The sequence below is a fragment of the Kitasatospora sp. NPDC057904 genome, assembly GCF_042887925.1.
Lineage (GTDB): Bacteria > Actinomycetota > Actinomycetes > Streptomycetales > Streptomycetaceae > Kitasatospora.
On the sequence record NZ_JBHVOL010000004.1, the window covers coordinates 378,841 to 397,961 of the forward strand.

Genomic DNA, 19,121 nt, shown 5'->3' on the forward strand with positions numbered 1-19,121 from the left:
CGCGGCCCCCGCGTCGCACCCCGCGCGCCCGCGGTGCTCCACCCCCCAACGGCGCGTGGGGCGGGGGGCCCCCGGGGGGCCCCCGCGGGGGGGGGCCGGGGGGGGGGGGGGGGCGGGGGCCCCCCCCCCCCCTCGGTCACGGCCGTGAACCCGGCGGCCGCACCTGGGCCTTGAGCCGGAGCTCCGGGCTGTGCCGGAACGTGAGCGTGAAGTCCACCCACTGGCCCGCCCGCAGCGGTGGCGGCGCGGCCATCATCAGGTCGGAGTCCTCCGGGGACAGCACCAGCTCGCTGCGCGCCGGCACCGGCAGCGCGGTCACGGCCTCCCACCGCCCGGCCGCGCCCTGGTGCAGGTGCCGCTTCAGTGTGATCGGGCCGCCGAACTCCCAACTCGCACCGGTCAGTTCGTCCGGTATGTCGCCGGGGTTGCGGATCGTGAAGAACGCCGTCGTGGCCGGCGCCGCCCCCGCCGTCGGCAGCAGCACCCACCCGTCCCCGGTGGCCTCGACCGGCCGGGGACGCCCGGCGCCGCCGACGGCCGTCCAGCCGCTCAGCAGGACGAGCGCCAGCACCGCCGCCCCGACGGGCGGGCCGACCACCTTGAGCCGCTCGATCATCACCGCCGGGCCCCCTTCCGGGTGTTGCCGCGTCCGGGCTGCCACGTGCGCAGCCGCAGGCTGTTGCCCACCACGAGCAGTGAACTGAGCGACATCGCGACCGCCGCCAGCATCGGGTTCAGCAGCCCGACGGCCGCCAGCGGGATGAGCACGACGTTGTAGCCGAACGCCCACAGCAGGTTTGTCCGGATCGTGCCCAGCGTGCGCCGGGCCAGGCGGACGGCGTCCACCACGGCCTCGATGTCGCCTCGCACCAGCGTGAGCCCGGCCGCGCCGATCGCGGCGTCGCTGCCCGAGGCCAGCGCGACCCCGAGGTCCGCCGAGGCCAGCGCCACCGCGTCGTTGACGCCGTCGCCGACCACCGCCGTCGCCCGCCCGGCGGCCTTCAGCTCGGCCACCACCTCGGCCTTGCGCTCCGGCGACGCCGAGGCGTGCACCCGCTCGATGCCGAGCTCGTCCGCCACCGCCCGGGCCGCGCCGGGGCCGTCGCCGGTGAGCAGGACGGTCTCCAGGCCCATCCCGCGCAGCCGGTGCAGCGCCCGCCAGCTGCCGGAGCGCACGGTGTCGCCGACGGCGAGGACGGCCTCCGCCCGGCCGTCGAGCTCCACGACCACGGCCGTACGGCCCGCCCGGCCGGCCTCGGCGACCGCCTCCGCGAGGACCGGCGGGAGGTCGACGGCGTCCGGACGGACCACCCGCACCGCCCGGGCCTCGACCGTCCCGGCCACCCCGACCCCGGCCGTCGCCCGGAAACCGCTCACCGGCGGCAGTTCCCCGCACCGCTCCCTGGCCGCCGCCGCGACGGCCCGCCCGATCGGGTGCTCCGACCGGTGCTCCACCGCACCGGCCAGCCGCAGCGCCTCGGCCGCCTCCTGGTCGACGTCGCCGACCGTGGTGACCGCCGCGAGCCGCATCCGCCCGGTGGTCAGCGTCCCGGTCTTGTCCAGCACCACGGTGTCGACCCGCCGCAGGCTCTCCAGCACCTCGGGCCCGCGCACCAGCACGCCGAGCTCCGCGCCCCGCCCGGTCGCCGCGAGCAGCGCCGTCGGCGTCGCCAGCCCCAGCGCGCACGGGCAGGCCACCACGAGCACCGCGACCGCCGCCGTCACCGCCGCCTGCGGGGCCGCGCCCGCGCCCAGCCAGAAGCCCAGCACGCTCACCGCGACCGCCAGCACGCACGGCACGAACACCCCGGCCACCGCGTCCGCGAGCCGCTGCGCCCGCGCCTTGCCCGCCTGGGCGTCGGCCACCAGGGCGGTGATCCGGGCGAGCTGGGTGTCCGCGCCGACCGCCGTCGCCCGCACCACGAGGGCGCCGCCGACGTTCACCGTCGCGCCCGCCACCCGGTCCCCGGGGCCGACCTCGACCGGCACGCTCTCGCCGGTCAGCAGGCTCAGGTCGAGCGCCGAACCGCCCTCGACCACCACGCCGTCGGTGGCCACCCGCTCACCCGGCCGCACCACGAACTCCTGCCCCGGAAGCAGCAGTTCGATCGCCACCAGCCGTTCCTCGCCGCCCTCCCGGACGCACACCTCCTTCGCGCCCAGCTCGGCCAGCGCCCGCAGCGCCGAACCGCTGCGCCGCCGCACCCGGCCCTCCAGCAGCCGCCCGGCCAGGACGAACAGCGGCACGCCGACGGCCGCCTCTAGGTACACGTGCGCCGCGCCGCCGCCGTCGGCCGTCAGCGAGAACGGCATCCGCATGCCGATGGCACCAGCCCCGCCGAACAGCAGGGCGTACGCCGACCAGCCGAAGGACGCCAGCACCCCGAGGCTCACCAGCGTGTCCATCGTCGCCGCCGCGTGCCGCAGCCCCTGCCACGCCCGCCGGTGGAAGCCCGCCGAGCCCCACGTCACCACCGGCACGGCCAGCCCGAAGCACACCCACTGCCAGGCCGGGAACTGCAGCGACGGCACCATCGACAGCACCAGCACGGGCACGGCGAGCAGTGCCGTCACCAGCAGCCGCCACCGCCCGTCCGGTTCCTCCTCCGCCGGGCCGACGGCCGCCCCGGCCGCCACCGGCTCGGCCGTGTAGCCGGCCCGTTCGACGGCCGACACGAGCTCCTCGACGGCCACGCCGGCCGGGTGCAGCACCCGCGCCCGGCCGGTGGCCAGGTTCACCCCGGCCGACACGCCCTCGATCCTCGCCAGCCGCTTCTCCACCCGGCCCACGCACGCCGCGCAGGTCATCCCGCCGACCGCCAGGTCGGTGCTCACCAGCGCCCCGGCGCCGGCCCCCGCGACCGCGCTCACCGCATGCCTCCCATGTCGTGCCCGGACATCCCGGGCGAGCCGCCGCCCCCGACCCCGGGCGTCAGCCCCGGCGACACCGGCCCCGCCTGACGGCCCACGGCGTACGCCACCGCGAACACCACCACCAGCAGCAGGGCGAACCCCGCCAGCACACTCAACGGCCGGACTCCCGGCGACTTCGCACTCACCCCCCACCAGTCGGACGGCGAACCGGAGTGGTTCCCGTACGGTTCGAAGTCCGCGGAAATCGCCCGCGACGGCCCGGTCCCGGTGCCGGTGCGGGGGGTGGCGGCCGGCCGGCCCGGGAGCAGCCGCGGGTCCACTCGAACGGGTGTGCAGGTCTCGCCGTCCCGCCGCCGCGCCCCGAAGCATGGGGTGCAGGACACGCCGAGCGAGAAGAGGCAACCTGCCGTGCGCGAACTCCACACCCACCCGGGCCCCCGCCGCCGGACGGCCCCCCGCGTGGTCGCCCTGACCGCGATGCTGGCCGCCGGGGGCGTCCTGGCGGCGGCGTGCAGCAGCTCGTCGACCAACCCGTCGATCGTGCGCACCTCGGGCCCCTCACCCGCCGAGTCCGCCGCGGCCACCGAGTCCGCCTCGCCCTCGGCGAGCGCTTCGCCGTCCCCCGGGCCCGAGGCCGCCGCCTCGTCGGCCGCGGCGGCGGCCGCCTTCGCCGCGTCCGTCTCCGCCCAGCAGGCGATGGCCCACGACAAGGCCGTCTCCGCCCTCGCCCAGGCCCCCAACGGCGGCAACGCCCTCGGCGCGGTCACGATCACCGGCGTCCCGCTCGCGGACACCGGCGGCCTGCCGGCCGTCGTGGTGACCATCCGCAACAACGGCCTGGACACCGCCTCCTACGCCGTGCAGGTCGACTTCACCGACACCAACGGCATGACGGTCGACAGCACCGTCGTGGGCGCCGAGAACGTCCCGCGCGACGAGTTGGCGTCCCCCGTGGCGTTCAGCAGCCACACCGAGCAGCGGCTGGTCCCGGTGGTGGTGAAGGCCGTCCGGTACTGACCGGCCGACCGTCCTCAGGGCCGGACGGACCGCGGCCCGGTGACGTCGGCGCCGAGCGCACCGACCCGGGCCCGCAGCTCGCGGTCGGCGGTGACGACCAGGCAGTCCCGGTCCGGCCGCTCGGCCCTGGCAGCCCGGACCACCTCGACGATCAGGTCGTCGCCGCTCCCCGCGGCGGCGACCACCCGGACCCCGGGCACCTCCGCCACGCCGCGCGCCGCGCCCTCGACCACCAGCACCACGTCCAGTGGCCCGGCCCGCCCGGGCAGCCCCCGCCCGGCGACGGGGACCAGCGCGTCGCGCAGCCGCTCGGCCGCCCCGCGCCGGTCCCGCCACCACCCGTCGGGCACCGACCCGACGACGTTCGCACCGTCCACGACCAGCAGCGGCACCGCGTTGTCACCCATGACCGGAAAGCCTGCCACGCCGGGCCCGCCCGCCGGTCGCACCCACGAGGGAAGTGGCCCATGCACACCCGCATCGACGAGATCGGCGACCGCATCTACCGCGTCTCGACGTACGTCCCGGAGATCGCGCCGCCCGCCGGCTTCACGTTCAACCAGTTCCTGGTCGACGCCGAGGAGCCGCTGCTCTTCCACACCGGCATGCGGGCGCTGTTCCCGGCCGTGTCGGAGGCGATCGGCCGCGTCGTGCCGCTGGAACGGCTGCGCTGGGTGACGTTCGGACACGTCGAGGCCGACGAGTGCGGGTCGATGAACGAGTTCCTGGCCGCCGCGCCGAACGCGCGGGTCGCGCACAACACGCTGGGCTGCCTGGTGTCGCTGAACGACCTCGCCGACCGCCCGCCGGTGCCGATGGACGACGGCGAGCCGCTGGACCTCGGCGACGTGCTCGACCTCGGCGGCCGGCGGGTGCGGCGGCGGGTGCGCAACCTCAACACCCCGCACGTGCCGCACGGCTGGGAGGCCCGCGTCCTCTTCGAGGAGCAGACCCGCACCCTCTTCTGCGGGGACCTCTTCACCCACCTCGGCGACGGCCCGCCCGTCACCGACGGGGACCTCGTCGAGGCGGCCCTCGAATCCGAGCGGCTGTTCCGCCAGACGTCCTGCCTCACCGCCGCCGCGACGACGCTGCGGGCCCTCGCCGAACTCCGGCCGCGCACGCTCGCCGTGATGCACGGCTCGTCCTTCCACGGCGACGGCGCCGCCGCGCTGAACGGCCTGGCGGACGCGCTGGAGCAGCGGTTCGGCCCGGAGTCCGACTTCGTCGGCCTGCCCAGCGTCCTCGCGGACCCGCACGCGTAGGCGGGGCTCAGTCGTTCAGGGTGATCCGGATCCCGACCGTGCCGCGCTCGCCGCGCCGGATGCGGCTGCCGAGCAGGGTGAGCACGCCCAGCAGGCCGTACTTCTGGCGCAGCAGCGTGCGGTAGGCGGCGGTCCGCTCGGGGCCGAGGAGTTCGGCGGTGGCGGGGTACTGGTCGCCGGTGGGGCGGCCCTTGACGTCGCAGGGGCCGACGAGGACGTCCGCGCGGTTGCGGATCCGCTTGACCTTCCAGGAGTCCGCGACGGTCCAGACGCCGAGCGCGTCGCCGTCGCGGACCACCCAGACCGGGGTCGGCACGGTGGTGCCGTCCTTCTTGTAGGTGGTGACGAGCAGGTAGCTGCCGGAGGACAGCTCGACGATCCGGGCGAGCCGTTCCCGCGAGGCGGGGTCAGGGGTGGTCATGGCCGGAAGTCTAGGACGAGCGGGGCGCCCACCTGCGCCGACGTCACCAGAACTCGGCCAGGGCGCTCTGCTTGAACGGTTCGGGCGACACGCTCACGCCCCCGGCGAACGGCCGGTCCAGCACCGGGACGAGCAGCAGGCTGAAGCCGATCAGCGCCGCGACCGAGCCGACGAACAGGAGCCTGACCTTCCGGTTGTGGATGCCGTACAGCAGTGTCAGCAGCAGGATCACGAGCGCGCCGCCGACGATCAGCACCTGGAGCAGCACCGGCAGTTCGCCGCGGCTGACCAGGATGCGGTTGCGGCGCTGGCCGGCGACGTCGTTGAGGCTGTCAGCGCCTTGGCGTAGAAGGCCTGCTCGGACGGGGACTGCGGCTGGAAGGCGAGCAGGGCGTCGTACGCCGCGTCCATCTTCGCCACCGTCACCGCGAAGTCGCCGCGCCCGTCCCGCATCAGGGGCCACTGCTGTTCGACGACGGCGTGCACGTAGTCCCGGACGGCGCCGTCGACGGCGGCCCGGGTGTCGGGCGGGAAGGCGCGGGCGTCACGGACGATCTGGGACACCGCGGTGGCCTCGGCGGCGACCCCCTTCTGGGCGTCCTGGAGCTCGGTCCACAGGTTGACGATGACGAAGGCGAGGATGATGCCGTAGATCGCGCCGAACAGCGAGAGCACGACGCCGACCATCTCGTTGTTCTCGCCGCCGACCAGCGCGGGGTACCGGCGGGTGGCGAGGCTGCTGGCGACGACCGCCACCAGGACGACGCCGCCGACCACCATGAGGGCCAGCGTCGCCGTCGAGAAGCCGTTCAGCAGCCAGAGTTCCACGCCGGTCCGCCGGCTCAGCGGCGAGGGCGGGCGCTGTGGACGAGGGCGCGGGCGCGGCGGGCCAGACGGCGGCGGCCGGTGCCGGTGGAGCCCCGGGTGCCGGTGCAACCGCCGACGGCGGGGGAGTCGTGGGTGCTCGGGGTGGGCGGGCCCGCCGGTGTGGCCGTGGCGACCGCGCCGCGGCGGCGTGCGGCCGTGCGGCCCGCCGCCCACAGGACGAGGGCCGCGCCGAGGGCGGCGGCCGTCCACGCGGCGGGGCCGAGGCCGTGCCCCTCGTCCTGGGCGGCCTGCGGCTCGGCCCCGGCGGCGGGGGCGGTGCCCGCCGGGGTGCCGGGTGCGCCCGGGGCGCCCGGTGCGGTCACCGGCGCGGTGTCGTCGACGAGCCGGCCGACGGGCTGCACCTTGCCGGCGGCCGCGAAGCCCCAGTCGAGCAGGCTGGCCGCCTCGTCGTACACCTTGCCCTGGGCCTCGGGGTGCATGACCGTCACGAGGAGGGTCCGGCCGCCGCGCTCGGCGGCGCCGGTGAAGGTGGCGCCCGCGTTGGTGGTGTAGCCGTTCTTGACGCCGATCAGGCCCGGGTACTTGCCCAGCAGCCGGTCGGTGTTGGCGATGTCGAAGCTGGTGCGCTGCCCGGTGAGCTTGTCCAGCCCGCCGGGGAAGTGGGCGGTGCGGGTCGAGCAGTAGGAGCGGAAGTCGGCGATGCGCAGCCCGGCGCGCGCGAACAGGGTGAGGTCGTAGGCGGAGGAGACCTGTCCGTCCATGTCGTAGCCGTCGGGCGAGACGACCTTGGTGTCGCGGGCCTGGAGGGTGTTGGCGCGGGCCTGCATCTCGGCGACGGTCTGCGCGATGCCGCCGTTCATGTGGGCGAGCACGTGGACGGCGTCGTTGCCGGAGCTGAGGAAGACGCCCCGCCAGAGGTCCTCGACGCGGTAGGGCAGGTTCTCCTTGACGCCGACGAGGCTGCTCCCGGCGCCGAGGTTGGCCAGCTCGGCCTGGGTCACCTGGTGGACGTCGGCGCGGTCGAACTTCGTCATGACGGTGTCCGCGAACAGCATCTTCAGCGTGCTGGCCGGGGGCAGCGGCAGGTGGGCGTTCTGGGCGGCGAGCACCTCGCCCGTGCCGGCGTCGGCGACCACCCAGGAGCGCCCGCTGAGCGCGGTGGGGAGCGCGGGGGCGCCGGCGAGCGGGGCGACCTGGACGGCGGGGCGGCCGAGCCGCTCGCCGCCGACGACGGAGGTGGAGTCCTGTCCGGCCGCCGCCGGGGCGGTCGCGACGAGCACGAGGACGGACACGGCGGAGGCCGCGGCCAGCCTGCCCGCATGCGGTGACATCTGCTGCACACCGCGAACGTACCCGCGCCGCCGCCGGGCCGCCGTGCCTGCTGCTCCGTCCGGTGCCCGGGCTACGCGCCGTCCCCGCCCGGTTCGCCGCCACTTTGGTCGGTCGAGGTCGCGCCGAAAGTCGGATTACCGGGAGGAGGCGTGTTCCTAGGCTTCCGGTATGAAGACCCTGCTCGGCTACCTCGGCTTCGTCCTGATCCTCGGCGGTGCGACCGGCCTGCTCTCCGACCACCTCGGGGGCTTCCGGCTGTTCGGCTTCGTGCGCTTCCTCGTCCCGGCCGGGCACGAGACGGTCGGGTACGCGGTGCTGCTGGCGCTGGGCGTGCTGCTGGCGATCCCGGCGGCCCGGCGGGACTGAGCGGGGGAGGACGGTCAGGCGGACGGCGCCGCGATCCCGTCGAGGAGCACGGCGAGGCCGCTGCGGAAGCCCTCGCGGTCGCGCGCCTGCGGATCCGGGTCGCCGCCGCTCTCCAGGGCGGTCAGGAGCGGGAAGCGCTCCGCGAAGTCGGGCGCGAGTTCCGCGAGTTGGGCCGAGCGGGCGGTCCACCAGTCCGCGTCGGCCACGCCGGTCGCGGTGGCCGCGTCGCGGGCCTCGGCGGCCACGCCGGCCATCCCGCGGACGAACTGCCACAGCGCGCCGACGGCCCCGCGCAGCCGCCGGGCCGGCAGTCCGGCCGGCCGCAGGGCGCGCAACAGGGCCTCCATGGCGGCGAGTTCGGCCGGGCCCAGGACCGGGCGGGCCTGCGAGACCTGGAGCATCCAGGGGTGGCGCACATAGCAGGCGTGCAGCGCCTCGGCCCAGGCGGTGACGGCGGCCCGCCAGCCCCCGGAGCCGTCGGATTCCGCCGGCATTTCGGCGAGCGCCCGGTCGTGCATCAGGTCCAGCAGTTCGGCCTTTCCCGGGACGTACGTGTAGAGCGCCATCGCGGTGCGGCCGAGCCGTTCGCCGACGGCCCGCATCGAGAGCGCGGCCATGCCCTCGGAATCGGCCACGGCGATTCCCGCCGACACGATCGCGTCCACGCTCAGGCCGGGCTTGGGGCCGCTGCGCCCGGTGCGCGGGGCGGGTTCGGCGCCGGGGGCGCGCCACAGCAGGGACAGGGAGCGGCGGGCGTCGCCCTGCCCGGCGTACACGACCATTCCAGGAACTCCTTATGGTGTAAAGTAACCGCGTCACAGCAACTCTTTATGTCGTAAGGTTACCAATCCGCGAGATTGGAAGGAGTTCCGCGTTGACCCTGCCCGTCACCTTCGTCGAGGTCGCCGCCGTCCGCCGGATCACGCCGCGCACCGCCCGGGTCACGTTCGAGGCCGCCGCCCTCGACGACACCGTCGGCGGCGCGCCCGACCAGCAGGTGAAGCTCTGCTTCCCCCGCCCCGGCCAGTCCGAGCCGGTCCTTCCCGCCCAGGGCGACGACCCCATGGGCTGGTACCAGGCCTACCTGGCCATTCCCGAGGCCGGGCGCCCGCTGATGCGCAGCTTCACCGTCCGCCGCCGCGTCCCCGGCACCCGGCGGATCGAGATCGACTTCGTCCTGCACGGCGACACCGGGCCCGCGTCCGCGTGGGCGCTGCGCGCCGAACCCGGCGACCGGCTCGGCATGGTCGGCCCGTCCGAGCTGTACGCCCGGCAGGTCCCGCTCGCGGAGGCCGCCGCCACCGCCGACTGGATCCTCTTCGCCGGCGATGAGTCCGCACTGCCGGCGATCGCCACGCTGGCCGGGGCGCTGCCGGCCGGCGTCCGGGTGCTCGCGTTCGTCGAGGTCGCGGACGAGTCGGAGCGACAGCCGCTGGACGGACCGGCCGATCTGACCGTCCGCTGGCTGTACCGCGGCGGCGCCCGCCCGGGCGTCGTGCTGACCGAGGCGGTCCGGGCCGCCGAGCTGCCGGCGGGCACCCCGTTCGCGTGGCTGGCTGGCGAGGCGGACGCCGTCCGGGCGCTGCGCCGGTACCTGGTGGGGGAGTGCGGGGTGCCAAAGATATTTGTCGATTTCTCGGGTTATTGGCGCTACCGGCTCACCCAGGACGACGCGCCGACGGCCGAGGACCTGGCCGACGCTCAGGAAAAACTCACGATGTCCTGATTGCATCCGGTCGGGGTTCGTTTGTCCGGGCGTTCGCCGACGAACGCCCGGACCTCCCCGAACCCGGCGCGGGTGCCCATCCGTATCCCTGGCCGGAACGGCCCCTGTTTGGCCCGGTGCTGACAGGGAAGAGAGACAACCGGTCAGTAGTGCACCCGGGGCGCGGTCCGTTTTCGCCCGGTACCGGGTGGCGGTTGTTCGCCAGTGTCCGATGTTCGCCAGTGGGGTGAACGGGGATGATCAGGCACTGCTTCGCAGGTGAGAGCAGGGTAAAGGTCTGCGATGGCCGGATTTCCGTCCTGCATTTTACTAACCGATGGTCATTTTTACTTTTCGATGGGGAAATCCCCCCTTGTCGTGGTCGTGCCGGATGCGCTGGAATGCGTCCGCTGTCGGGACGCGCGGTCCGGAGCAACCACGCGGCCGACCAGGATCCGCGTAGGCTGGACCGTGCAACCTGACGTCTCATCAGACGAAAGGATGTCCATTGATCGGCTGGCGGAAATCCCAGCTAGCAGCCGCCGTCACGGTCACTGCCGCGTCCATGGTCCTCGGTTTCGGGACCACGGCGTTCGGCGCTCCGATCCCCGACACCACCAGCGCCCCCCAGGCGTCGGCGGACGGGGCCCCGGTGCCGGTGATCGTGATCCTCAAGGACCAGATAGCGGACGCCCCGGCCGACAACGGCCACGTGGGCGCACGCCAGCAGAAGACCGAGCACGCCCAGGCTCCGCTGCTGAACAAGGTCAAGGCCAACGGCGGCACCAACGTCAAGAGCTTCGTGCTCGGCAACGCCTTCTCGGCCACGGTCAGCCCGGCCCTGAAGGCGCAGCTCCAGGCCGACCCGGCCGTCGCCACCGTGGTGGCCGACGCCCCGGTCGCCGTCACCCCGGCCGTCGCCGCCAAGGCGAAGGCCGCCCAGGCCGCCGAGAGCGCGAAGGCGTCGACGGCCGCCGCGACCCCGAACGCCGTTACGGGCAGCAACGGCGCCCAGGCTCCCGAGGAGAACGCGACCAACACGGTCTGCCCCTCCGACCCGAGCAAGCCGCTGCTGGAGCCCGAGGGCCTCTACTCGACCCGCGTGGCCACCGGCAACGGCAAGGCCGGCGCGGCCGACCTGGCCACCGGCAAGGGCGTCAAGGTCGCCTACATCGCGGACGGCCTCGACCCCAACAACCCGGACTTCGTCCGGGCCGACGGCTCGCACGCCGTCGTCGACTACCAGGACTTCTCGGGCTCCGGCTGGGACTCCCCCACCGGTGGCGCGGAAGCCTTCGGCGACGCCTCGGCGGTCATCGCCCAGGGCCGCCAGGTCTACGACGTCGCGAACTTCGTGAACCAGACGGCGCACCCGCTGCCGGCCGGCTGCACCATCCGCGTCAAGGGCATCGCCCCGGACGCGGACCTCGTCGCCCTCAAGGCGGGTGGCGAGATGATGTCCAACTCGTCGATCCTGCAGGCGATCGACTACGCGGTGCGGGTCCAGCACGTCGACGTGCTGAACGAGTCCTTCGGCGGCAACCCGACGCCGGACTCCAGCGCCCACGACACCATCTCGCTCTTCAACGACGAGGCCGTCAAGGCCGGTGTCACGGTCTCCGTCTCCTCCGGCGACGCCGGCCTGAGCGGCACCGTCGGCTCGCCGGCCACCGACCCGAACGTCATCGCGGTCGGCGCCTCGACGGACAACCAGAACTACCAGCAGACCGGTTACGCGGGTGCCGGGTTCTCCAACAAGACCTGGAGCAACAACCGCATCTCCGCGCTGTCCTCGGGCGGCTTCACCCAGGCCGGCCGTTCGGTCGACCTGGTCGCCCCGGGTGAGTCGGACTGGGCCCTGTGCTCGACCGACGTCACCAAGTTCACCGACTGCGGCGGCTTCGGCGGCAAGGCCGCGGGCATCCAGTCCTTCGGTGGCACCTCGCAGGCCGCGCCGTTCGTGACCGGCGCCGCGGCCCTGGTCATCCAGGCCTACCGCGACACCCACGGCGGCGACTCGCCGTCCCCGGCCCTGGTGAAGAAGTTCATCACCGGCACCGCCACCGACCTCGGCGTCCCGGCCGAGGAGCAGGGCGCGGGTCTGCTGAACGTCCGCGGCGCCGTCGAGGCCGCCCGCGGCTACGACGACGGTGACGGCACGCCCGGCAGCAGCCAGGTCGTCGTGAACACCGGTCAGCTCGACATCGCCGGCGCCCCGGGCTCGACCCACACCGCCGACGTGAGCGTCACCAACACCAGTGACACCACCCAGACGGTCAGCGCCGCCACCCGCAGCTTCGCGCTGATGGGCAACAGCCAGCAGACCGTCAAGATGGACTCGGCCTCCACCGACACCTTCAAGTACGCCACCAACGGCGCCACCTGGGTGAAGCAGCAGGTCAAGATCACCGTTCCGGCCGGCGCCGACCGCCTCGCGGCGTCGATCGCCTGGCAGGGTGCGGCCAACCCGACCGTCAACGGTCCGGTCGTCCGCATGACGCTGCTCGACCCGAGCGGCCGCTTCGAGACCAACACCCGCCCGCAGGGCGGTGCCACCCCGGCCAACTTCGGCCTGGTGGACGTCCCGCACCCGGTCGCCGGCGACTGGACCGCGGTCCTCTACACCCCGCAGGGCAAGGGCGGCTACACCGGCCCGGTCCAGCTCGGCGCCACCTTCCAGCGCGCGGAGCCGGCCGGCACCGTGGGCCCGAACGTCGTCGACATCGAGCCGGGTGACACCAAGACCCTCAAGGTCCAGGTCACCACCCCGGCCACCAGCGGCGACTCCAGCGAGGCGGTCACCGTCTCCAGCTCCAACGGCCAGACCACCAGCGTCCCGGTCATCCTGCGCAGCCTCGTGCCGGTCACCAACGGCGACGGCGCCTTCTCCGGCACCATCACCGGCGGCAACGGCCGCAGCGGCTCGCCCACGCAGAGCTTCTCCTACGCGTTCGACGTCCCGAAGGGCCAGAAGGACCTGCGGGTCGGCGTCACCGTCAAGGACTCCAAGCTCCTCATGCAGGGCGCGCTCATCAGCCCGAACGGCACCCCGGTCGACATCGAGGGCAACGCCCTCCTCGACGCCCAGGGCAACCTGACCGGCACCGGCGCGGGCGTCTCGGCCACCGCGGTCAACCCGGCCGAGGGCCGCTGGCGCTTCGTGTTCAACGTGATCGGCTCGGTCAGCGGTCAGCAGCTCGGCCAGGACTTCGCGGGCACCATCGGCTTCAACAAGAACGTGGCCACCGCCGCGGGCCTGCCGACCGACGCGAAGACCAAGCTCGCCGCCAACAAGCCGGTGACCTTCCAGGTCAACTACACCAACAACACGGTGGCGACCCAGCAGATCGCGGCCGACGGTCGTCTCGACCGCCGCACCGACGTGAACCTGGTGCCGCAGGGCGCCTCGTCCGCCGTCACCCTGCCGCTGTCGCTGACCTCCTCGGTCCCGTCGTTCCTGGTTCCGCCGGGCACCGACCAGCTGAAGGGCGTGGCCGCGTCCACGACCCCGGCCCAGCTGGAGCTCAGCGCCACCACCGCCTCGCCGGACCTGTTCGGCGACCTGAAGAAGGCCCAGAACGGCTCGACCATCTCGGTCGTGACGTCCAACGGGACCGCCTCCCAGCCGGTCGTTCCCGGCCTGTGGGGCACCTTCCTCCAGCAGATCGGCCCGTTCTCCAACGCGGGCGCCCCGGCCGGTTCGGCCACCATCACCGCGACCGCCCACACCCTGGCGTTCGACCCGGCGCTGACCTCCAGCACCGGTGACATCTACGCCGCGTCGGTCAACGCCACGGCCCCGGCCGCCACCCCGGTGACCGTCGCCCCCGGCGCCACCGGCTCGCTGCAGGTGACCATCACCCCGACCGGCGCGAAGGGCAGCACCGTCCACGGTGTCCTGTACCTGGTGTCCGGCCCGACCGGTGTGGCCACCGCCAACAACAGCGTGAGCACCACCGGTGCGGTGCTGGCGGCCCTGCCGTACAGCTACACGGTGAACTGACCCACCGCGCACCACGTGCCGAGGCCGTCCCGGATTCCCGGGGCGGCCTCGGCCGCGTTTCCGGCCGGTACCGCTGGGCAGGGTCCGAACGAATGGCCGCAACGGATTCCGATGTCGAACAGGGGAGCGGGAGTTGAGCGACGCGATCAAGCACAGCCACGTCGAGGTGAACGGTGTGCGGCTGCACATCGCCGAGCAGGGCGAGGGCCCGCTGGTGCTGCTGCTGCACGGGTTCCCGGAGAGCTGGTACTCCTGGCGGCACCAGTTCGCGCCGCTGGCCGCCGCCGGCTACCGGGTGGTCGCCCCCGACCAGCGCGGCTACGCGCGCAGTGAGCAGCCCGAGCGCATCGACGCGTACACCCTGCTGCACCTCGTCGGCGACGCGACGGCGCTGATCGGCGCGCTCGGCGCCGAGCAGGCCGTGGTGGTCGGCCACGACTGGGGCGCGCCGGTGGCGTGGGCCACGGCGGCGCTGCGGCCCGACCTCGTGCGCGGTGTCGCCGGGCTCAGTGTGCCGCCGCTGCCGAGCGGACCGCGCCCGCTCGCGGAGTCGCGCGCGCAGTTCGGCGACGGCTTCTACCAGAACTACTTCCAGGAGCCCGGCCGCGCCGACGCCGAGCTCGCGGCCGACCCGGCGTCCACCTTCCGCCGCGTCTACGCCGGCTCCGGGCCCGGCGCCGAGCCGGCCGTGTGGGTCGTCCCCGAGGGGCAGAAGCTGCTGGACACCGTCCCGGAGCCGGAGCGGCTGCCGGCCTGGATCACCGAGGCGGACATCGAGGCCTACGTGGCCGACTACGCGACCCACAGGGAGCGGGCGTTCACCGGCGGGCTCAACTGGTACCGCAACATCGACCGGAACAACGAGCTGATGGCGGCGTTCGCCGGCCGCCCGGTCCAGGCGCCCGCGCTGTTCGTGGTCGGCGAGCGGGACCTCGTCAACGCGATGGTCCCGCGGGACGTCCTGGAGCTCCTGCTGACCACCTTCACGCCCCGCCTCCACAAGCACGTCCGCCTGCCGGACACCGGCCACTGGACGCAGCAGGAGCGGCCGGCGGAGGTCACCGCGGCGCTGCTGGACTTCCTCGCACACGTGGAGAACGGAGCTTCGGAGGGTTAGACGGTTAGACGGGTAGCAGCCGGGCGATCAGTTCGCCCAGCCGGCGGGCGTTGCGGCAGGAGTGCATCTCCACGACGCCCGCGTAGGCGAGCGCGGCGGAGTCGCCGGTCGGCCAGAGCGCGGGCTGTTCGGGGTTGAGCCAGATGACCCGCCGCGCCCGGCCGGCGATCCGGCGCAGCGCGTCCAGGTTCGGGTCGCGGTGATTGGTGCGGGCGTCGCCGAGGACCAGCACGCAGGTGCGCGGGCCGACCGCGTCCAGGTGCCGGTCGGCGAACCCGCCCAGTGCGGAGCCGTAGTCGCTGCTGCCGTGGTGGCCCATGACCCAGGCGTCGGTGAGGATCCGCGCGGCCAGCCGGGCCGGGTCGGTGCCGCCGCGCGCGAGAAGGTCGGTCACCTCGGCGGTGCGGTTCACGAACGCGAACACCCGGACCTTGCTGAACTGCTCGCTCATCGCCTGCACCAGCAGCATGGTGAAGTCGGCGAAGCCGGCCACCGAGCCGGACACGTCGCACAGCAGCACCAGCTCCGGCCGGGCCGGTCGGCGCAGCCGGTACGCCGGGCGCAGCGGCACCCCGCCGGTGGACAGCGAGCGGCGCAGGGTGCGGCGCAGGTCGATCTGCCCGCGCGCGGCGCGGCGGCGCCGGGCGGCCAGCCGGGTGGCCAGCTTGCGGGCCAACGGGTGGACGGTGCGCCGGAGTTCGGCGAGCTGGTCGCGGCCGGCGGCGAGGAAGTCGATCCGGTCGGCGGTCGGGGCGACGGCCCGTTCGGCGATCCGCTCGGCGCCGCGCAGCTCGGCGACGCGGCGGCGGGCCTCACCGGCGGCGAGGGCGCGGAAGTCCCGGATGCGGCGGCGGATCTCGTCGGCGAGGACGAGGTCGGAGACGTCGTGGGACGGGGCGCCGTTCGGCTCGCGCAGGGCGGCGAGGACGCGGGCGAGCAGCGTCTCGGGGGCGAGCCGGCCGAGCGCCTGGTGGGCCGACCAGCCGTCCGAGCCGGGGGCCGAGCCGGTGCCGTAGCGGCCGAAGGCCTCGACGGCCTCGCCCGCGAGCGCGGCGAGGGCGGCCCGGTCGTCGGCCGCGAGCGCGTCGGCGATGCGCTCGCGCAGCTCGTCCCGGACGGGGTCGGGGCGGCCGAAACGCGGTGCGTCGTCCTGCGGTTCGACGTGGCGCGCGGCCTCCGGGGTGCCGACGCCGAGTGGGAAGAACAGGTCGAACGTGGCGTCGAAGACGGCCCGTTGGCCGTCCGAGCGCAGCAGTGCGGCGGCCAGTCCGGCCCGCATCTGCTCGCGGTCGGCGAAGCCCAGGACGTCGAGCACGGCCGCCGCGTCCACCGTCTCGGCCGGGCCGATCCGCAGGCCGTGCCCGCGCAGGGCGCGGACCAGGCCGGTGAGGCGGGCGGCGGTGTCCTGCGGACCCGGGGGGTGCTGGGCGCTCATACGGCGGTGAGCTTCTCGGCGGCCTTCCGCACGTCGTCCTGGTGCTTGAGGATCACCCCGAGGGTGGCCCGGACCACCGCCTCGTCCAGCGTGTCCGCACCGAGGGCGAGCAGCGTGCGCGCCCAGTCGATCGTCTCCGCGACGGACGGTGCCTTGCGCAGCTCCATCGCGCGCAGCGCGCCGACCACCCGTACGAGCGACGCGGCGAGCGTCTCGTCCAGGCCCGGCACCTTGGCGCGGACGATCCGGCGCTCCAACTCGGCGTCCGGGTAGTCGAGGTGGAGGAAGAGGCAGCGCCGGCGCAGCGCCTCCGACAGCTCGCGGGTGGCGTTGGAGGTGAGCAGCACGAAGGGCCGGCGGGTCGCCGTGATGGTGCCGAGCTCGGGCACCGTCACCTGGAAGTCGCTGAGCACCTCCAGCAGCAGCGCCTCGACCTCGACGTCGGCCTTGTCCATCTCGTCGACCAGCAGCACCGTCGGCTCGGCACCGCGGATCGCCGTCAGCAGGGGCCGGGTGAGCAGGAACTCCTCGCCGAAGATGTCGGTGCGCGCCTCGTCCCAGCCCTCGTCGCGTCCGGCGGTGATCCGCAGCAGTTGCTTGGCGTGGTTCCACTCGTAGAGGGCGCGGGACTCGTCGATGCCTTCATAACACTGCAGCCGAACCAGTCGGGCACGACCGATTTCGGCCACCGCCTTCGCCAGTTCCGTCTTCCCCACCCCGGCCGGCCCCTCGACGAGCAGCGGCTTGCCGAGCCGGTCGGCGAGGAACACCGTCGTCGCCACCGCCGTGGACGCGAGGTACCCGACGCCGGCCAACTGCGCTGCGGCGTCCGCCACCGACGTGAAGAACCCCGTCCCGTCGCTGTTCATTCCCGCTCCGCCTCCACTCGCGCCGACCGTCCGCCAGCACCCTACCGGCCGGTCACTTCGCTGTCGCGGGGTCGACTGGGGAGGTGTACGAACCGGGCGAGGCGGACGAATCCCTCCTTTGCCATCAGTTGGCTTGATCTATTGCGTGTTTATGTCGTCCAAGGCCGAATCACGTCGCGAATCAGCCAGTTGGCATGCGATCAAGACGAACTCTCCCCGCCCCTTCTTTCGGGCAATTTCGGCACTAGGCTTCCTCCGGGCATCGGGGCAACGGCCCTGGTGACAGCCGTTTCTGACGGACCAGGGGACACAGGGGAAGGGGGGACAATGGGCAACTCGTCCATGCGCGCCGCGCCGGTTCGTGCGCGATTGCGTGACCGGATCCTGTCCAGAGGCTCGACCGGGCCCGGGCCGAGGAAGCCCCCCGCGATCCTGAAGATGCCGAGCCCCAGCGGTCAGGGCGTGCGTGAGCTCCAGGACCCGCAGCACCGCCAGTTCACGCTGCCGGAGATCCGCGCCTCCAAGTGACGACCTGGAGCGGCCTGGGGCCGCCGGGTCCACAACAATCCGAATGAGGAGTTCCATAGTGTTTCGCTCACGTCCGCGCGCCGCGTGGATGACGGGGATGCTGGCCTCGGCCGCCGTGGTCGGCAGCCTGGTGAGTGCGGGTACGGCGAGTGCGGTGGTGGGGGACGGCGTGCCGAACGGCACGTACGCGTTCACCACCAAGCTGGACATCGGCAACGGCCAGCGCGCCTGCACCGGTTCGCTCGTGGACTCGTACTGGGTGCTGACGGCGAGCAGCTGTTTCGCCGACAACCCGGCGCAGCCGCAGGCGCTGCAGGCCGGTGCGCCGAAGCTGAAGACGGTCGCGACGGTCGGGCGCACCGACCTGACGACCGGTGGCGGGTTCACCTCCGAGGTGACCGAGCTGGTGCCGCGCGCCGACCGTGACCTGGTGCTGGTGAAGCTCGCGCAGCCGGCCCAGGGCATCCCGACCGTCGCGGTGGGCGCCGCGCCCACCGCCGGTGAGACGCTGACGGTGGCCGGGTACGGGCGCACCAAGGACGAGTGGGTGCCCAACACCCTGCACAGCGCCTCGTTCACCGTGCAGTCCTCGACCGCCACCACCGTCGCCGTCACCGGCAAGACGCCCGGCAAGGACGCGATCTGCAAGGGCGACACCGGCGGCCCGGCGCTGCGCGCCAAGGCCGGCGGCGGCGTCGAGCTGGCGGGCGTCAACAGCCTCTCCTGGCAGGGCGGTTGCCTCGGCTCCGGTGCGGAGACCCGCACCGGCGCGGTGGAGACCCGGGTGGACGACCTGGCGGGCTGGGTGTTCGACACCCGCCTGCACACGGCCACGCTGAAGAACAACTACAGCGGCCTGTGCGCCTACGTGCCGTGGCAGACGCCGGAGGACCACGCCAACCTCGTCCAGGTCGGCTGCGCCAACCAGTTCGTCGACCAGGTCTGGAACCTCCAGAAGGTCGACGGCGGCTACCAGCTGCGCAACCTCAAGTCCGACAAGTGCGCCTACGTGCCGTGGCAGACGCCGGACAACGGCGCCGAGGTCCAGCAGATCTTCTGCGACTCGCAGTTCGTCGACCAGGTGTGGAAGCTGGAGCCGGTGACCGGTGGCTACCAGCTGCGCAACGTCAAGAGCAACAAGTGCATGATCGGCTGGTCGGGCTCGGCGGCCGTCGGCCAGAAGCTGACCCAGTTCGACTGCATCCCGCAGTACTCGGACCAGGTCTGGTCGATCTGACGCAGCACCACACGGGAGCGGCGGGGGGGGCCCCCCCGGGGGGGGGGCCCCCCGCGGGGGGGGTGGGGGGGGGTGTTGGGTTTAAAAGGGGGGGGGCCCCCCCCCGGGGGGGGGGGCGGGGCGC

The 19,121-nt window shown here is 74.0% G+C and carries 18 protein-coding genes; 7 read left to right on the plus strand and 11 right to left on the minus strand.

The annotated features are described in order from the left end of the window. Positions 1-136: 136 nt before the first annotated feature. The 3 genes from ACFVSN_RS13340 to ACFVSN_RS13350 are packed head-to-tail and all read right to left on the minus strand — an operon-like array spanning position 137 to position 3,029. Positions 137-616: a copper chaperone PCu(A)C gene (locus ACFVSN_RS13340; RefSeq protein ID WP_387594036.1), complete on the minus strand. Its 480-nt coding sequence runs from the start codon at positions 614-616 to the stop codon at positions 137-139. Beyond that, a complete protein-coding gene (locus ACFVSN_RS13345) occupies positions 616-2,871 on the minus strand; it encodes a heavy metal translocating P-type ATPase (RefSeq protein WP_387955049.1) in 2,256 nt (751 codons plus the stop codon). The genes ACFVSN_RS13340 and ACFVSN_RS13345 overlap by 1 nt, the downstream gene beginning before the upstream one ends. After that, positions 2,868-3,029, minus strand: a complete 162-nt coding sequence (locus ACFVSN_RS13350; protein WP_380447285.1) for a hypothetical protein — start codon at positions 3,027-3,029, stop codon at positions 2,868-2,870. The genes ACFVSN_RS13345 and ACFVSN_RS13350 overlap by 4 nt, the downstream gene beginning before the upstream one ends. Positions 3,030-3,282: 253 nt before the next feature. Here ACFVSN_RS13350 and ACFVSN_RS13355 point away from each other — a divergent pair, with 253 nt between their 5' ends. Further along, the gene (locus ACFVSN_RS13355; RefSeq protein ID WP_380494952.1) at positions 3,283-3,891 is read left to right on the plus strand and encodes a hypothetical protein; all 609 of its coding nucleotides are present in this window, start codon (positions 3,283-3,285) and stop codon (positions 3,889-3,891) included. A gap of 14 nt (positions 3,892-3,905) precedes the next feature. Here the strand turns inward: ACFVSN_RS13355 and ACFVSN_RS13360 are convergent, their stop codons facing one another. Next, complete coding sequence (locus tag ACFVSN_RS13360) at positions 3,906-4,298, minus strand: NTP pyrophosphohydrolase (protein WP_380502798.1); 393 nt, start codon at positions 4,296-4,298, stop codon at positions 3,906-3,908. Between the two features lie 60 nt (positions 4,299-4,358). Between ACFVSN_RS13360 and ACFVSN_RS13365 the strand changes: the two genes are divergently transcribed. Beyond that, complete coding sequence (locus tag ACFVSN_RS13365) at positions 4,359-5,156, plus strand: MBL fold metallo-hydrolase (RefSeq protein WP_380449132.1); 798 nt, start codon at positions 4,359-4,361, stop codon at positions 5,154-5,156. A gap of 7 nt (positions 5,157-5,163) precedes the next feature. On the opposite strand, the gene ACFVSN_RS13370 is transcribed toward ACFVSN_RS13365, so the two are convergent. From ACFVSN_RS13370 to ACFVSN_RS13385, 4 genes are read right to left on the minus strand one after another with little or no spacing between them, the layout of a single operon-like run. Further along, positions 5,164-5,577 (minus strand): PPOX class F420-dependent oxidoreductase, encoded by a 414-nt coding sequence (locus tag ACFVSN_RS13370; protein ID WP_387955052.1) that lies wholly within the window; start codon positions 5,575-5,577, stop codon positions 5,164-5,166. 43 nt (positions 5,578-5,620) lie between these two features. Beyond that, the gene (locus tag ACFVSN_RS13375) at positions 5,621-5,845 is read right to left on the minus strand and encodes a hypothetical protein (RefSeq protein ID WP_387955054.1); all 225 of its coding nucleotides are present in this window, start codon (positions 5,843-5,845) and stop codon (positions 5,621-5,623) included. Next, complete coding sequence (locus tag ACFVSN_RS13380; protein WP_387955056.1) at positions 5,827-6,405, minus strand: hypothetical protein; 579 nt, start codon at positions 6,403-6,405, stop codon at positions 5,827-5,829. Before ACFVSN_RS13380 ends, ACFVSN_RS13375 begins: the two co-directional genes overlap by 19 nt. A gap of 14 nt (positions 6,406-6,419) precedes the next feature. Beyond that, the gene (locus ACFVSN_RS13385) at positions 6,420-7,736 is read right to left on the minus strand and encodes a D-alanyl-D-alanine carboxypeptidase family protein (RefSeq protein WP_387594042.1); all 1,317 of its coding nucleotides are present in this window, start codon (positions 7,734-7,736) and stop codon (positions 6,420-6,422) included. Positions 7,737-7,905: 169 nt separating this feature from the next. On the opposite strand from ACFVSN_RS13385, the gene ACFVSN_RS13390 reads away from it, so the two are divergent. Further along, positions 7,906-8,103 carry a hypothetical protein gene (locus tag ACFVSN_RS13390; RefSeq protein ID WP_380446900.1) on the plus strand — a complete coding sequence of 66 codons (198 nt, stop codon included), beginning with the start codon at positions 7,906-7,908 and terminating at the stop codon, positions 8,101-8,103. Positions 8,104-8,117: 14 nt separating this feature from the next. Here ACFVSN_RS13390 and ACFVSN_RS13395 read toward each other — a convergent pair whose 3' ends face one another. After that, a complete protein-coding gene (locus tag ACFVSN_RS13395) occupies positions 8,118-8,885 on the minus strand; it encodes a TetR/AcrR family transcriptional regulator (RefSeq protein WP_387955058.1) in 768 nt (255 codons plus the stop codon). A gap of 92 nt (positions 8,886-8,977) precedes the next feature. On the opposite strand from ACFVSN_RS13395, the gene ACFVSN_RS13400 reads away from it, so the two are divergent. The 3 genes from ACFVSN_RS13400 to ACFVSN_RS13410 all read left to right on the plus strand — a co-directional run bounded on the left by ACFVSN_RS13400 (position 8,978) and on the right by ACFVSN_RS13410 (position 14,928). Next, on the plus strand, positions 8,978-9,829 hold the full coding sequence (locus tag ACFVSN_RS13400) for a siderophore-interacting protein (protein ID WP_387955060.1): 852 nt from the start codon (positions 8,978-8,980) through the stop codon (positions 9,827-9,829). Between the two features lie 544 nt (positions 9,830-10,373). Then, positions 10,374-13,811, plus strand: a complete 3,438-nt coding sequence (locus ACFVSN_RS13405) for a S8 family serine peptidase (protein ID WP_380446907.1) — start codon at positions 10,374-10,376, stop codon at positions 13,809-13,811. A gap of 133 nt (positions 13,812-13,944) precedes the next feature. Continuing rightward, a complete protein-coding gene (locus ACFVSN_RS13410; protein ID WP_387955062.1) occupies positions 13,945-14,928 on the plus strand; it encodes an alpha/beta fold hydrolase in 984 nt (327 codons plus the stop codon). A 4-nt stretch (positions 14,929-14,932) separates the two neighbouring features. Here the strand turns inward: ACFVSN_RS13410 and ACFVSN_RS13415 are convergent, their stop codons facing one another. Then, positions 14,933-16,363 (minus strand): VWA domain-containing protein, encoded by a 1,431-nt coding sequence (locus ACFVSN_RS13415; protein WP_387955064.1) that lies wholly within the window; start codon positions 16,361-16,363, stop codon positions 14,933-14,935. Further along, the gene (locus ACFVSN_RS13420) at positions 16,360-17,232 is read right to left on the minus strand and encodes an AAA family ATPase (protein ID WP_387955066.1); all 873 of its coding nucleotides are present in this window, start codon (positions 17,230-17,232) and stop codon (positions 16,360-16,362) included. The genes ACFVSN_RS13415 and ACFVSN_RS13420 overlap by 4 nt, the downstream gene beginning before the upstream one ends. Before the next feature lie 586 nt (positions 17,233-17,818). On the opposite strand from ACFVSN_RS13420, the gene ACFVSN_RS13425 reads away from it, so the two are divergent. Next, a complete protein-coding gene (locus ACFVSN_RS13425) occupies positions 17,819-18,997 on the plus strand; it encodes a trypsin-like serine protease (RefSeq protein WP_380446916.1) in 1,179 nt (392 codons plus the stop codon). Positions 18,998-19,121: the final 124 nt, after the last annotated feature.

Bases quoted from the DNA above. Each gene is read 5' to 3' on its own strand.
- ACFVSN_RS13340 (WP_387594036.1), bottom strand. From the start codon at position 616: ATGATCGAGCGGCTCAAGGTGGTCGGCCCGCCCGTCGGGGCGGCGGTG.
- ACFVSN_RS13360 (WP_380502798.1), bottom strand. From the start codon at position 4,298: ATGGGTGACAACGCGGTGCCGCTGCTGGTCGTGGACGGTGCGAACGTC.
- ACFVSN_RS13365 (WP_380449132.1), top strand. From the start codon at position 4,359: ATGCACACCCGCATCGACGAGATCGGCGACCGCATCTACCGCGTCTCG.
- ACFVSN_RS13370 (WP_387955052.1), bottom strand. From the start codon at position 5,577: ATGACCACCCCTGACCCCGCCTCGCGGGAACGGCTCGCCCGGATCGTC.
- ACFVSN_RS13385 (WP_387594042.1), bottom strand. From the start codon at position 7,736: ATGTCACCGCATGCGGGCAGGCTGGCCGCGGCCTCCGCCGTGTCCGTC.
- ACFVSN_RS13390 (WP_380446900.1), top strand. From the start codon at position 7,906: ATGAAGACCCTGCTCGGCTACCTCGGCTTCGTCCTGATCCTCGGCGGT.
- ACFVSN_RS13395 (WP_387955058.1), bottom strand. From the start codon at position 8,885: ATGGTCGTGTACGCCGGGCAGGGCGACGCCCGCCGCTCCCTGTCCCTG.
- ACFVSN_RS13405 (WP_380446907.1), top strand. From the start codon at position 10,374: ATGGTCCTCGGTTTCGGGACCACGGCGTTCGGCGCTCCGATCCCCGAC.
- ACFVSN_RS13415 (WP_387955064.1), bottom strand. From the start codon at position 16,363: ATGAGCGCCCAGCACCCCCCGGGTCCGCAGGACACCGCCGCCCGCCTC.
- ACFVSN_RS13420 (WP_387955066.1), bottom strand. From the start codon at position 17,232: ATGAACAGCGACGGGACGGGGTTCTTCACGTCGGTGGCGGACGCCGCA.